The organism is Pseudomonas sp. DR48 (genome assembly GCF_019823085.1).
GTDB lineage: Bacteria > Pseudomonadota > Gammaproteobacteria > Pseudomonadales > Pseudomonadaceae > Aquipseudomonas.
On sequence record NZ_CP081946.1, the window covers coordinates 5,764,440 to 5,777,809 of the forward strand.

Sequence of the window (13,370 nt, forward strand, 5' to 3'; positions counted from 1 at the left end):
TCGATGGGCAATGTCAGGCCTTCTCGACCTTCATGCGGCCGACCATTTCCATGTGCAGCGCATGGCAGAACCAGCTGCAGTAGTACCAGTGCAGGCCAGCCTTGTCGGCGGTGAAGGTGATCGAGGACGTCTGCTGCGGGCTGATTTCCATGCTCGCGCCATGGTTGGTCATGACAAAGCCGTGGGTCACGTCTTCAATCTGGTCGATGTTGGTGATGGTCACCGTGACTTCGTTGCCCTGCTTGACGGTGAATTCCGGCAGGCCGTAGGCCGGGGCCATCGAGGTCATGTAGACGCGGACTTTGTTACCGTCGCGGATGACCTTGTTATCGGTTTCCAGTTTGATCCCGTCTTTGGCGGCGATGACCACGGTTTCGGCAAAAAACGGGTCGTTACGGTCCCAGATTTTTTTGGTCCGGATCTGGTCGCGACGGGCCATGACGCAGTCGTGGGGTTCGGCGAACGCCGGACCGTCGTGCACCAGTTTCATTTCTTCGCCAGAGATGTCGATCAACTGATCGTTTTCCGGATGCAGCGGGCCGGTCGGCAGGAAGCGGTCTTTGGAAAACTTGCTGAGCACCATCAGCCATTGGCCGTCGGCCTCACGGGTTTCGGTCAGCGACGCATGGTTGTGGCCCGGCTGGTACTGCACGTCGAGTTTCTGCTTGATGTAGTTGACCTTCTCGCCGGTGTAAGCGCGAATCGCCTCCTCGACGTTCCACTTCACCACCTGGCTGTCAATAAACAGCGTGGTGTAGGCATTACCGCGGCCGTCGTAGGTGGTGTGCAGCGGGCCCAGACCCAGTTCCGGCTCGCCGACCACCGCGTCACGCGGGTCCTTGAGTTTGTCGTCGAACAGATCATCCAGCTTCGCAGTGGCGATGATCGTGCAAGTGGGCGAGAGTTTGCCGGCGGCAATGAAGTACTTGCCATCGGGCGTCATGTTGATCCCGTGGGGGTTCTTCGGCACCGGGATGTAACGCGTGAACGCGCTGTCCTTGCCCTCGTTTTTGCGGCCGTCAACCACCGGGACTTTGGAGCCGTCCAAGGTGATGAACTTGCCAGCCTTGATCGCCGCTTCGATGCGCTCGATGTTGAACACCACCACCCAGTCGCGCTCATTGCGCATCATGCCGCCCAGGTCGTAGGCCTTCTCCGAGTTGTAGCAGGTCGACGCCGCGTACTTGCCGGTGTAGTCGGCGTCGGTGTTATCCAGGTTGCCGTCGACAATGACCTGGAACGCCATCTCCATTTTCTCGGCATCGATGGCGTTGAACATGGTGTAGCTGTTCTTGTCCTGCAGGTCGAAGGTGCTGCCGTCATTGGGGTGCGGTATGACGAATTCGGCATTGGCGAACACGTACTTCGTGTGCGGCACCTTTTGCAGGCGCAGGCCATGAACCGCCTGCACATTGGGCACGGTGAGCATCTTGTCGCACTTCATGATGTCCAGACGGATACGCGCGACGCGGCTGTTGGCCTTGTCGTTGATGAACAGGTACTTGCCGTCGTACTTGCCGTCGACCATGGACAAATGCGGGTGGTGGCAGTCGCCATTCTGGAAATGGGCGCTGTCGCCCATGATCCGTTTGCTTTCGTTGGTCAGGCCCCAGCCGGTGGCTGAATCGACGTTGAACACCGGGATGCGCAACAACTCACGCATCGACGGAATGCCCATGATCCGCACTTCACCCTGATGGCCGCCGCTCCAGAAACCGTAGTACTGATCCAGTTCGCCCGGCCCGACGTGGGTTTTCAGTTGCGCGTCCTTGGCCGCCGCCGCCCAGGTCTCACGGGTGAAGACCGCGCCACCTATGGCCGTGGCACCGGCCAGTACCGCGCCGGTTAACGCACTGGTGCCCAGGAAGCCGCGACGACTGAAGCCGGTCGTTTCCGGCACTTCAGTGGTTTTTTTGGATTCTGTGTCGTTCATCAGGTGTTTTCCTTGAAGGGATAAAAACGGTCACTGCGGACAGGCGCTCGCGGGGTTCATTCCAGAGCGGTCACTTCCACGACAGGTATCAGTTGCACAACGGCGGGGGCCGCTTTGCCGCGCTTCTTGCGCTTGTTGATCAGCGGCGGGCATTTGTTGTCGTTCTGGTAAGTCATCTGGCAATCGAGGCAGTAGTGGCACTCGTTGGCATTGATCCGGCCGTCGGGATGAATCGCCTGGATCTCGCATTCCTTGGCGCACAGTTGGCAAGGCGTACCGCAGTCCTTGCGGCGTTTGAGCCAGTCGAACAGGCGAAATTTGCTCGGAATCGCCAGCGCTGCACCCAACGGGCAGATGTAGCGGCAATAGACTTTGCGCGTGAAGAGGTTGATGACCAGCAGCGCCACGGCGTAGAGCACGAACCACCACTGGCGGTCGAACCTGAGGGTGATGGCGGTCTTGAACGGCTCCACCTCGGCGAACAGCTCGGCGGTGGACATCGACTCCAGAGAGATGCCGAACAGCAGCAGCAAAATGATGTATTTAATCGCCCACAAGCGCTCATGCACCGCGAACGGCAATTCGTATTGAGGGATTTTCAGCTTGCGTGCGGCCTCGTTGATCAACTCTTGCAAGGCGCCGAACGGGCACAGCCAGCCGCAGAACACACCGCGGCCCCACAGCAGGATGCTCGCTGCAGTGAAGACCCAGAGCATGAAGATCAGCGGATCAGTGAGAAACAGCTCCCAGCGAAAGTGCTCGAATAGCGCATGCACAAAGGTCAGGACATTGACCACCGACAACTGCCCCAGCGCATACCAGCCAAGAAACACCACGGTAAAGACCAGGTAACCGCGACGCAGCCAGTGTAGAAAATGCGGCCGGCGGGTGAACTTATCCTGCAAAAACAGGATCGCCGTCAGCAGCAGCAACGCGGTGCCGAGTACGGCGATCTGGAAGTGTTTCTGGTACCAGATGTTCAACCACATTGGCCGACTGGCTTCCTCGAGGGCGGCCAGTTCTTCGGCGCTGGGCAGTGGCCGTTCAAGGTAGGGCTCGGGCAATTGATAGGCCAGTTCGAAGCTGCTGAACGTGCCGCTGACCGGGCCGGTCTGGCGACGTACCAATAGCTCAAGAGACCAGGGCGATCCCGGATCGAACTTCGCCGGTTCGCGCACAATGAAAATCGACATCTCAGTGAATTCCGGCATGCCCTTGGCAAACACGTCGGAAAGCCGCTGATGGTCCATGTCGCGAAAGCTGATGACGTTGCCGAACTGACGCAATTGCACCCGATCGAAAATCCCGCCGCGCACATACCCCGAGCCCTTATAGGAAAACAGCCCACGACCCAGCACCGCGATGGCCTGCTCGCCGGGCTTGAGGTCTTGCATGAGGAAGCGATATTGATTGTCGCCCAGCAGCGCGCGGCCGATGGTCGGCGGATTCAGGTCGGCGGTGTACAGCTCGATAAAGGTCTCATCCACCTGATCGGCGGGCGCATTGTCGAGACCTTCAGCTTCGGTACCCTTGAAGGCGGCATCGACCTGGCCACGGGTCAGGTTCAAGCGGCGGATGGCTCCGTTGCCGGTCAGTTGTTCCCAGGTGGCAGGCTCGAAATAGTCCTGGCGCACGATGGCGGGCTTGCGCGCCACACCGGCCGAGTCCTCGACCAGCTTGAGCGATACGGCCACTTCATGGGCGGCGCGCATGATGACCTCGTTCACTACCATGGCGGTGACCGTTGCACCGGCGATGGCATCGACTGTGACGGCGTTCGGGTCGCTGGAATGGCCGACGACGACCCGCTGACTGACCTTGATGCCTTTGTACTTGGCGCTGAAGCCGTGAAGTTTTGCCTCAGGAATGCCAATCAACAGAATCGGCTCGTGGTGCTCCAGCACATAGGCATCCTGAATCGTGCCGGTCGTGTCGAGAATCACTTGGGTGTTGATCGGTTTGCCCGAGTAGGCCGGAATATCCACCACGTCCAGGCTCTGGAACACATAACCGATGACCTTGCCGGCGGCGGACAGTGTGCGCACCTTGAACCGGCCTTCGGGGGCGGAAACGGAATCGGTCTGAGGGAAGGTTTTCTCGATGCGCTGCTGCTCGATGTCGCCGTACTGCTTGGCTTGCACCGCCTCGAAGGTGGCGAGCATCAGTGTCAGCATGACCACCAGCCCGACGCCCCAGGCGCGCAGGTTGCCGTGTATCGAAGGCTGATGGATTGTCATGGGCTCGCTGATTCGAAAGGGCTTTCGGTCATGTTAGGGAGCGTTGCGCCCCCTGCCCTTGATTGAGATCAACTTGAGTCCATTGAGCACACGCTGCCTCAAACCGTGCGTGAAAACTGACCTTTTTGCTCACCACCCAGATAGGCGTCAAACGCCATCGCGGCACTGCGCATCATCAAATGCCCTCGTGGCAACAGCACCAATTCGTCGCGGTGAATCTGCAGCAACCCATCGCGCACATGCTCGCCCAGCTGCGCCAGCGCCTCGGCAAAATACTCGGTGAAGCGAATGCCATGCCGCGCCTCATACTTGTCGAACGCGATACGTCCATGGCACATCAGGTCGCTGATCACCTCGCGGCGCAGCAGGTCGTCGGCGTTCAAGCGGTAACCGCGATGCACCGGCAACAACCCTTGATCGATACGCGCGTAGTACTGCGAAAGCTCTTTGACGCTTTGGCTGTAGCTGTCGCCGACCTTGCCGATCGACGACACCCCTAGGCCGATCAAATCGCAGTCGGCATGGGTGGAATAGCCCTGAAAGTTACGCTGCAGGGTGCCATTGGCCCGAGCCAGCGCCAGCTCGTCCTCCGGCAAGGCGAAATGATCCATGCCGATATAGACGTAACCGGCCTCGGTCAGACGGCGGATGGTCAGCTCGAGCAATTCCAGCTTGCGCTCGGGTGGCGGCATGTCGGCGGGGCGAATCAGCCGTTGCGCGCGGACCATCTCCGGCAAATGCGCGTAGCTGTAGGCGGCAATCCGGTCCGGGCGCAGCGCGATGATCTTGGTGAGGGTGACGTCGAAACTCTGTACGGTTTGCAGAGGCAGACCGTAGATAAGGTCGACGCTGATCGACTTGAATTGCGCTTCACGCGCCGCCGCGACCAGCGCATAAATCTGCTCCTCACTTTGGAGGCGATTGACCGCCGCCTGCACGTCGGGGTCGAAATCCTGCACGCCGAAGCTCAGGCGGTTGAAGCCCAACTGGCGCAACGATTGAATCTGCTCGGTGCTGATGGTGCGCGGGTCGACCTCGATGGAAAACTCATGGTCATCGCTGTCATCCATGTTGAACGCCTGGTGCAGGCAGTCCATCAGGTCTGCCAGCTGCTCGCTGGTCAAATAGGTCGGCGTACCGCCCCCCAGGTGCAACTGAGTGAGTTTGCGCGCGCCCTCGAACAAGGCCGCCTGCATCGCGATTTCACGCTTGAGGTACTTCAGGTACTCAACGGCGCGATGGGCTTTCTGGGTAATGATTTTGTTGCAGGCGCAGTAGTAACAAAGGCTTTTGCAGAACGGAATGTGGATGTACACAGACAACGGTTTCGGCGCGGCCACCTGATTGCTGTCACGGGCAGCACGCTGATAGTCGTCAACGGCAAACGCCTGATGAAACTGGGGGGCCGTGGGGTAAGAGGTATAGCGCGGCCCCGGGCGGTCGTATTTTTCGACTAGGGCGCGATTGAAATCAAATGTCGTGTTCATGATCGATCAACTCGCAATGGGGTTAATGCTTCGCACCGCCCAAATCCTTTTCAAACAGGTTGCAGATGGCATCCACTTCCGGCCGACCGGCGGGAAGGATGCTGATGAAACGGTCTGATAATTCGATCAACCCGTCCCGACTCAATTGCTCCAGCAATGGCCAGACGGTGGAGAAGTACTTTGAAAAAACCAGACCATAGCGCCGCTCGATGGCGCGGATATCCAGCTCCTGATCACAGGCCAGACGCTCCATGACCATTTGCTTGATCTGATCCCCCGCCTCGAAGCGCCAGCCTCGACACGTCGGCAATTGCCGCATGTCCAGTTGCTGCTGATAGCGTTCAATCTCGTCGGTGTTTTGCGTGTACAAATCGTCGATCTGGCTGATGGCGCCCAAGCCAAATCCAACATGATCGCAATAGCCATAACGGGAGAAGCCCTCACAGGTACGGCGTAACCGGCCTCGCTCCTGAGCGACAGCCAGATCATCATCAGGCCGGACAAACTGCCCCAGACCGATGTAGTGATAACCCGCGCAAAGCAATTGTTCGAAACAGATCTGGCGCATCGCGCCTTTATCGTCCTTGCTGCACAGCTCTCTGACTTTGTCACCGAGCACCGGACGATAGCGCCGTGGTGGCCGGGCATAATCGAACACCATCAGCCGGTCCGGCTCCAGCTCGATAATGCTCGCCAGCTTCAGCGCAAAACTGTCAGGCGTCTGCCAGGCATGGCCGAAGCCCAGATCGACGTTGATGGATCGAAAACCAAAGGTGCGCGCGGCATCCATGAGCGACTGGATCGGCGCTGGGTTCTGGTAGCAGGCCACCGATCTGTCACAGTCGGCGTCGATATCCGGCACGCCGATGCTCACATGATTGAATCCCTGGTCACGCAGCAATCCCATGGTCGACCAGTCGGTGTGGTAAAGGTCTACCTCGACGCTATAGTCGCCGCCTTCGTGTTCGAGAAAATTGAACCGGCCACGCAGATGACTCATCAACCGTTGCAGATGGGCAGGCGTGGGTGTTCCACCCCCTAGATGAAACTGCTCGACCCGTTGCTCCGCGCCGAGGTGACAACCGACGAGGTCGATTTCACGTTCCAGATGCTGAAGATATTGCTCAATACCGTTGTGCTCACCAGCGATATCACGCGGGGAACATGAAGACGGCTTGAGACTGGAAGGCAGTTGCACGTTCAGGGACAGCGGACGGCACTTCTGGCGGCTGACGCGCAGTGCACGAAGCAGGTCCAGAGAGCCAATACCGTCATGAAATTTTCGCGTGTCGGCATGACAGTTAGGGTCAAGCACTCCTTGATCGCACCGAGCGATCTCGCCTGGGCTGTGAAATAAATCGAGCATGACGGTCTCCGAGACTGGCTGCGGACTTTCAGTCTCCGGGTTTAACCATCAATGCTCCTTGATTTGCGTCAAGCGCAAGCAAAGTGTCTGCACAACGGACCACCGGTCAGCCCCGATTACCACGTCAGGTAAAACATTCCCTTGGCCAGCAGCACGATAACGACCATGTGGCAGAACAGGCTGCCATGGATGAAGTGCAGGTATCGTGGGCTCATCCGCCCGCTTTTAAACAAAAACATGGCGCCGAGGAAATGCAGCAGCACGCTCACGGCCACCGCGATTTTCAACGCCAGCAGTGTGCCGAACGATGAGGTCAGTGGTGAGGCCAGGGCTGGCAAGTAGCGTAACCAGACCATGCCCAGCCCCGCACCGAACAACACCAGCAGCACCCACGGCATCAGCGAGCGAGCCCGGCGACCGATGCCCTGCTCCACCAGCAGCATCACCCTGGCGGGTAACTGTTTGCGGATGCTTTCCAGGAACAGGACTTCGAAGAACACCGTGCCGATGAAGATCAGCGCGGCAAACAGGTGCAAGGTCAGAATCAGCGGATAGATCATGGTGGTTTCGCCTTGAGTCAAGGCAACCCGTTATGGCACAAGCGCACGGGATGTCGGTCTCTGGAGACTACAGAGCCGTCCGATCCATACGGTTGACATCGATCAAGAAAGCCACAAAACCCATACTCACCGGGCGGCATCATCCAGTTCAGAAGAACATGGGAGGCAAGCCAGGGGGGACGATCACTCAGTATGACAGGACTATTATCGAGCGCGCAGGAGCGATCGTTTTTACCGTTGGTCGAGAGAAATACCCGATAGGCGGCCTGCCTAAACATCGTGACCTAGTATGAACGAAGGTTCGGCTGGAGATTCCCCAATGTCATGGGCTGAAGAACGCAAACCTGAACGCAGCAAGGAAACCCGGCTGTTTCTCTTTCTTGTCGTCTGCCTCTTTCCGTTGCTATCGGTCGCTATCGTCGGCGGCTACGGCTTCATCGTCTGGTTTTTCCAAATGTTGTACGGCCCACCGGGACCACCCAACTGACTAATAGCCTTTTCTTAAAAGCCTGTTGGAGCTTGCACATGGACGACGCCCTGCATATTGCCAGCCTGATCAGTTAACTTTGGTCGACGAAACCCCGCTCGACCCCACATTTCCTCGCACTCAATGCCCAGGAAGCGGCGGCGGCCTTTATCACCGCCGGCACCGCGGCCAACACCGTGCGCAGTTACCGCAGCGCCCTCACCTATTTGCTCGGCCTGGCTGCAACTGCGTTATGGCCAGGCATTGAGCAACGCGCCGCTGCCGCCGGCGGTGGCGATTCAGTTTGTCGTTGACCATCTGGCACGGCCGCTGGCCGACGGCGGCTGGGCGCTCCTGCTACCCCCGTCAATCGACGCGGCACTCGTCACCGCCCGGGTCAAGGCCAGGTTGGGGTCGCTGGCGTTCAACACGGTCAGCCATCGTCTTTCAGTGCTCGGTAAATCGCATCGACACCGATAACATCTCTGACAGATTTCTAAATGCCTAGGGCGTTCGCAAGCGCGGAAAGGTTGCCAGCTAGAGTCTTCTGTTGGGCACGAGGCTGCTAGCATTTAGCTCTGAAAGGTGACTATTAAGATCCTCACGGGTGAAACCCAAGCGCGAGATGACTATTACGCGCCTCAAATCAAAGAGCGTACATTTGTTAACAGTTGCCTCGAAACGAGATCAGGGCTTCATCTGCTTAGAGGTGATTCCAGTCATGCGTGGGGTACGCCTGTTAACGGAGGAACCTAAAAAGAGAGGAGATACTGTAATCTGAAACATGCGCGTTACACTACTCCATCAGCAACAGCTAAAAATGCATTACATTAGCCATCACCCAGAACTGGACCAGATGCAAATTTAGTTATCACGACGCTAGGGATCAACGCAGCCCGGATATCGATTCCCACTCGCGCAGAAATGCGCATATGATAAGCTGCTTTTATAATTTTGTAGTGGATTAGGTCATGAAGCCCATTATTAGCGAAGCCTTAGTTAAACGGGCATTAATAAGTTTGGAAAAAAAGGTGTAAAAGCGACGCTGGAAGCGGTTCGTACAGAAATGGGTAATCACGGTTCAAAAACCACGATAGTTAAACACCTACGAGCTTTAAAATCTAAAGAACTAAATCAATCCGCGGAACGCTCTAAATCTAACGAGGAGATAAACAATGGTCAATTCCAATCTCAGGATTCATCGAGTCTATGGAGTCAGCACAACGATTTCGCTCGCCTGCTAAAAATATTGCACAAATATGGCACTACCAAGGAATACCCAGAACTAATAGACGAGCTCTGCAAAATAATTGCAGACCTGAAACAAGAAAATATTAAGGTAAAAAATGAACTTAGCTCATTAAAATATTTTCAACGACAGGTCATTGATGCATTGAATGTCACGGCAAAAATTTAAACATAGCGATCTAAAACGCAGATTGTTAGCTTCGGACTTTTTTGTAGGAGTTTGTATCGTAGGTCGCGCACTCGTTTATAAATTTTCTTTTCAGGAGATGTTTTGTCGCCGGAACGGAATGAGGCACGATTATTTATATATTGCATAAATAATTCTCGCTCGGACCAATTGAGGCGCCAGATGGCGCTGCACCACGCCGCCCATGCTGTGGGAGCCTGGCCGGATTGGTACGTCGCATAATCCTCAGAGACAATGCTCCACGATTGAAGTTTTTCCGCACTGATAGATGAACATAATCGTGTAGGGGAAAACGCTTGATTGCTTTCACACCGCACCATCACTACTTCCAATAAAAAATCAGCGAAGGGCTTCCATAACGACTCTAAAATAAGCTGAGCATAGCTCTCAGCTAGCCAATCGGTGATGTATGCAGTCCATATTTCGTATGGTTTTGGAAAAATTATCATGGCCACTAGGAACGTGATGCGATCTAGTACAGGCATCAAGCTCAAGTCATCCCAAAGAACTTTCAAATATAATTTATTTGCTGGATATACCTCCTTCTGGAGCACTTGGTGAATATCAAGGTGAGCACTTGATTCGTCCATAATCATCCAGAATGGATGGTTCAATAAGTCGCGCAATTTCGGCTCTAAATCGATAATTATCGCCAGTTTGTCATGCTGAGGCATTTGGCCTTTTAAAAACATGTCCCATGAGCGCTTCTCTTGCGAACCATGGGCAAGTCCTAGTCTCCGTTCATACCAACGTGACAATTGATAACCATTGGGTTGGATGCCCGCAAGTTCTGTAAGTCTTTCAGCTAAGACCGCTGCTTTCAGCGTCTGCAAAAGTGTTTTGTTCTTACGCCCCATTTGAATGCCACTTCCTCATAAAATGCGTGAGTATCATTCTGCAATCCACCGTACCGAATCAAGGCTTTCTTCACGTCGCCAATGCACAAACTTTTTCGTGCTTCAAACCCCTGTATTTATTGAGTTCGGACATGAGAGTCATTTTTTTGTTAGACCCTAGGAATCATGCACGGTCGATCGATAGTATTTCGCCGACGGGGCCGGTATCAATGGTGCGGTGAATACAGACCGTACCGTACACATTTAGTGCCGAGCATCAACTTGAAAGGTAAAGGCCCTAAAGGGAGATATTTTTGAGGATCGCAATTGAGTGCGGTCACCTTGTGGTGGCCAATGGTAAGTTATCCGTAGTAATGGAGGTAGGATCGCAGGGAACCGTTACGGTCACTGAATATGGTATTGGGACCGTATCAGTAGTCGATCTCGCGAATATCCAACCTATCCCACAATCTCGCGACAGCGCTGAATACAATAAACGTAACGTAACTCACATAACGGAACGCAGCGCCTCGCAAATGATACTAGCGGGCGAAAGGTCATCCGTTATTGAATTATTTATTAATAAATTACGTACAGCAAAAGACGCCGCATCATTGTTAGGCGTAAAAAAAAGCGCATTCTATGAACTCGTTAAAAGGTACAGCCCAGACTTAGGCCCCGTCACACTAATAAAAAATAATCCCGGCCCTCAACCAGGCAGTATGCGAACTGATACTGAAACTATACACGTCATTAAAGAATGCTATGACAAACACTATCACGGAAAATCAGCTTCGTACGCAAATGTATGGCGGCAAGTACAAAGTGCATGCCATGCACTTGGGTTGATGTGCCCAAGTCTTGCAACTGTAAAAAAAATAATCAAGAGCATAGATGAAAAAGAAACATTTCTAAAAAAGCACGGCAGTGATGCGACGAATCAGATCTATCAATCTCGCCCTGGAATCGTCTTTACAGACTGCCCTCTTCAAGTAGCACAAATGGACCACACACGAGTAGATTTAATACTTCGCGCAGAACATGATCGCACGCAAGTTATAGGAAGACCTTGGCTCACAGTAATTATAGACGTGCACACGCGCGTCATCCTAGGTTATTACCTGACAATGTTTGCTCCTTCACTTATCTCTGTTCAGCAAGCAATGGGAATGGCAATCCTCCCTAAAAGCAATGGTTATTTTCAGTTAGCTAGTGAATCAAATCATTATCCATACTTTGGTTTTCCCGAAAGATTGTTGATGGATAACGCGTCTGAATTTCGATCTCCGATACTTGAAGCTACATTGCGCAAATATAAAATAAATCCCGAGTGGCGAATCATTGGCAAAAAGCATATGGGCGGTCATATTGAACGTTTGATCGGGACTTTCATGACCTCTGCAGTGCATTTTCTACCAGGAACTACCTTCTCCAACACACAGCAGCGCGGTGACTATGACAGTGAAAAACATTCTGCTTTAACTTTTAAGGAGTTTTGCACCTGGTTCGCAGGACAAGTGCTTATCTATCACGGCACCGTTCATTCTCAGTTAAAAAAATCCCCAAAAGATGCATGGGAACAGGCATTTCGCGAAAAGCAAATAACTACGCCCGAATTGGTCGTAAATCCGCAAACGCTCTATTTGGATTTCTTACCAGAAAAAATAAAACCCGTGAGAAACAATGGAATAACACTCAATACTAGGCGATATTACACGCCAAAATTAAATCGAGTCCAAGGAAGAGGCAAGGTAATTGTAAAGTTCGATCCGTTTGATTTGACCGTAGTATGGGTCAATATCGAAGGGGTGTATGTGCGAGTTCCGCAAGTGTCTTTAGTTAGTGAGTTTTCAAGTTACGAAGACTACCGCTGCGACCGTGAGTTCAATAAGCAGATACCAGTCGGCACAGTAACTGATGACGACGCACTCAGGCAGATTCGGACCAATAATGCATTGGTAAAAAATAGCCAGCGCGACACACGCAGTGCCAAATTAGCAAAAGCACACCAAGAGGGAGTTATGCATCACAGAGACAGAAATAAGCATGGAATTCCTAACGCCGTGTGGAATGTCCATATTAGCAATTGCGAAGATTCAGTCGCTTCGGAACCGGAAGTAAACTTCTCATTAATCCCCCAACTATTCGACCAAAATGACTAATCAACCAACAGACACAAGCCACGTACGTCAATCCAGACGCCACTTATTAGACCTTTCCACAGAAGAACGACTCATGATATGCCTGCAAGATGTATTCATTGAATACCCCAACGCCCAAGCAATAATGAATGCCATGCACTTTATGCTTCGGACTGAAAACAAGGTTCAAGCACCATGTATGTTGGTATGGGGCAGCGGAGGTTATGGAAAAACAAGCATCATAAATCGCGTAAAAGAATCAAATAAAAATCAAACCGAAAAATTGGTATTTATGAGCTTCAGGCAAAACCCGAATAACTATAATCTCAGGGAGCTTCTATTGGAGGCATTCGGGATGGAGGTAACCAAAAAGTACAGCGGATATAATGCTTCCAAAGAATTTGCGCGTACCGTCGAGCGAAATAATGTCAAGGGGATTGTCATTGATGAAATTCATGACGCTGTAACCTTATCGACAATGCAACAGAAAATTAATCTTTCATTACTAAAAAATTTGTCCGGCGATCAATACAATCTTTGTGTCTTTGCTTTTGGCGTAGACAAGGCCAGCGAAGCTCTCCGTCTAGACCCTCAATTAGAAAGGCGCTACTTGCAATGGCCGTTAGAAAAGTGGAAATTGGATGAAGATTTTAGGGCATTTATTGCCGCGTATGAACGCACTCTTCCATTAAAACTTCCGTCATTCTTGCACAGTCAAGATTTGGCTACTGCAATACTCAAGCACGCGAATGGCGTCATGGATAACGTGGTAAAAATCATTCAGGTATGCGCTGCCGAAGCTATATCGTTAGGGTTAGAAAAGATCACTCTCCCCATTATAGATAATGCTCCATTTTTAGCTGCGAAATATGGAGTTTCTCTATTGCGCCATAAAAAGCGATGAAATTC

At 53.0% G+C, this 13,370-nt stretch carries 10 protein-coding genes and 1 pseudogene; 5 read left to right on the forward strand and 6 right to left on the reverse strand.

Annotated elements, in window-relative coordinates; all coding sequences use genetic code 11:
* Nucleotides 1-13 precede the first annotated feature (13 nt).
* The 5 genes from nosZ to K5K95_RS26105 all read right to left on the reverse strand — a co-directional run bounded on the left by nosZ (nucleotide 14) and on the right by K5K95_RS26105 (nucleotide 7,583).
* Nucleotides 14-1,936 (reverse strand): TAT-dependent nitrous-oxide reductase, encoded by a 1,923-nt coding sequence (gene nosZ, locus K5K95_RS26085; protein ID WP_409999739.1) that lies wholly within the window; start codon nucleotides 1,934-1,936, stop codon nucleotides 14-16.
* A gap of 53 nt (nucleotides 1,937-1,989) precedes the next feature.
* The gene (gene nosR, locus K5K95_RS26090) at nucleotides 1,990-4,107 is read right to left on the reverse strand and encodes a transcriptional regulator NosR (RefSeq protein WP_409999740.1); all 2,118 of its coding nucleotides are present in this window, start codon (nucleotides 4,105-4,107) and stop codon (nucleotides 1,990-1,992) included.
* 161 nt (nucleotides 4,108-4,268) lie between these two features.
* Nucleotides 4,269-5,657 (reverse strand): oxygen-independent coproporphyrinogen III oxidase, encoded by a 1,389-nt coding sequence (gene hemN / locus K5K95_RS26095; protein WP_046027236.1) that lies wholly within the window; start codon nucleotides 5,655-5,657, stop codon nucleotides 4,269-4,271.
* Nucleotides 5,658-5,679: 22 nt separating this feature from the next.
* Nucleotides 5,680-7,023, reverse strand: a complete 1,344-nt coding sequence (locus tag K5K95_RS26100) for a coproporphyrinogen III oxidase (protein ID WP_222586763.1) — start codon at nucleotides 7,021-7,023, stop codon at nucleotides 5,680-5,682.
* Between the two features lie 116 nt (nucleotides 7,024-7,139).
* A complete protein-coding gene (locus tag K5K95_RS26105; protein WP_046027234.1) occupies nucleotides 7,140-7,583 on the reverse strand; it encodes a CopD family copper resistance protein in 444 nt (147 codons plus the stop codon).
* 319 nt (nucleotides 7,584-7,902) lie between these two features.
* On the opposite strand from K5K95_RS26105, the gene napE reads away from it, so the two are divergent.
* The 3 genes and pseudogenes from napE (at nucleotide 7,903) to K5K95_RS26120 (ending at nucleotide 9,466) form a co-directional block, all read left to right on the forward strand.
* Nucleotides 7,903-8,070 carry a periplasmic nitrate reductase, NapE protein gene (gene napE / locus K5K95_RS26110; protein ID WP_046027232.1) on the forward strand — a complete coding sequence of 56 codons (168 nt, stop codon included), beginning with the start codon at nucleotides 7,903-7,905 and terminating at the stop codon, nucleotides 8,068-8,070.
* 79 nt (nucleotides 8,071-8,149) lie between these two features.
* Nucleotides 8,150-8,520 (forward strand): annotated as a pseudogene (locus K5K95_RS26115) (integrase); the annotation flags it as partial.
* 595 nt (nucleotides 8,521-9,115) lie between these two features.
* Entirely contained in the window at nucleotides 9,116-9,466 is a 351-nt protein-coding gene (locus K5K95_RS26120) for a hypothetical protein (RefSeq protein ID WP_222590432.1), read from the forward strand.
* On the opposite strand, the gene K5K95_RS26125 is transcribed toward K5K95_RS26120, so the two are convergent.
* On the reverse strand, nucleotides 9,463-10,341 hold the full coding sequence (locus tag K5K95_RS26125) for a hypothetical protein (RefSeq protein ID WP_222586764.1): 879 nt from the start codon (nucleotides 10,339-10,341) through the stop codon (nucleotides 9,463-9,465). The two genes, K5K95_RS26120 and K5K95_RS26125, sit on opposite strands and share 4 nt — an antisense overlap.
* A 293-nt stretch (nucleotides 10,342-10,634) precedes the next feature.
* Here K5K95_RS26125 and K5K95_RS26130 point away from each other — a divergent pair, with 293 nt between their 5' ends.
* Complete coding sequence (locus K5K95_RS26130) at nucleotides 10,635-12,482, forward strand: Mu transposase C-terminal domain-containing protein (RefSeq protein ID WP_222586765.1); 1,848 nt, start codon at nucleotides 10,635-10,637, stop codon at nucleotides 12,480-12,482.
* Nucleotides 12,483-12,555: 73 nt separating this feature from the next.
* A complete protein-coding gene (locus K5K95_RS26135; RefSeq protein WP_218473725.1) occupies nucleotides 12,556-13,365 on the forward strand; it encodes a TniB family NTP-binding protein in 810 nt (269 codons plus the stop codon).
* Nucleotides 13,366-13,370: the final 5 nt, after the last annotated feature.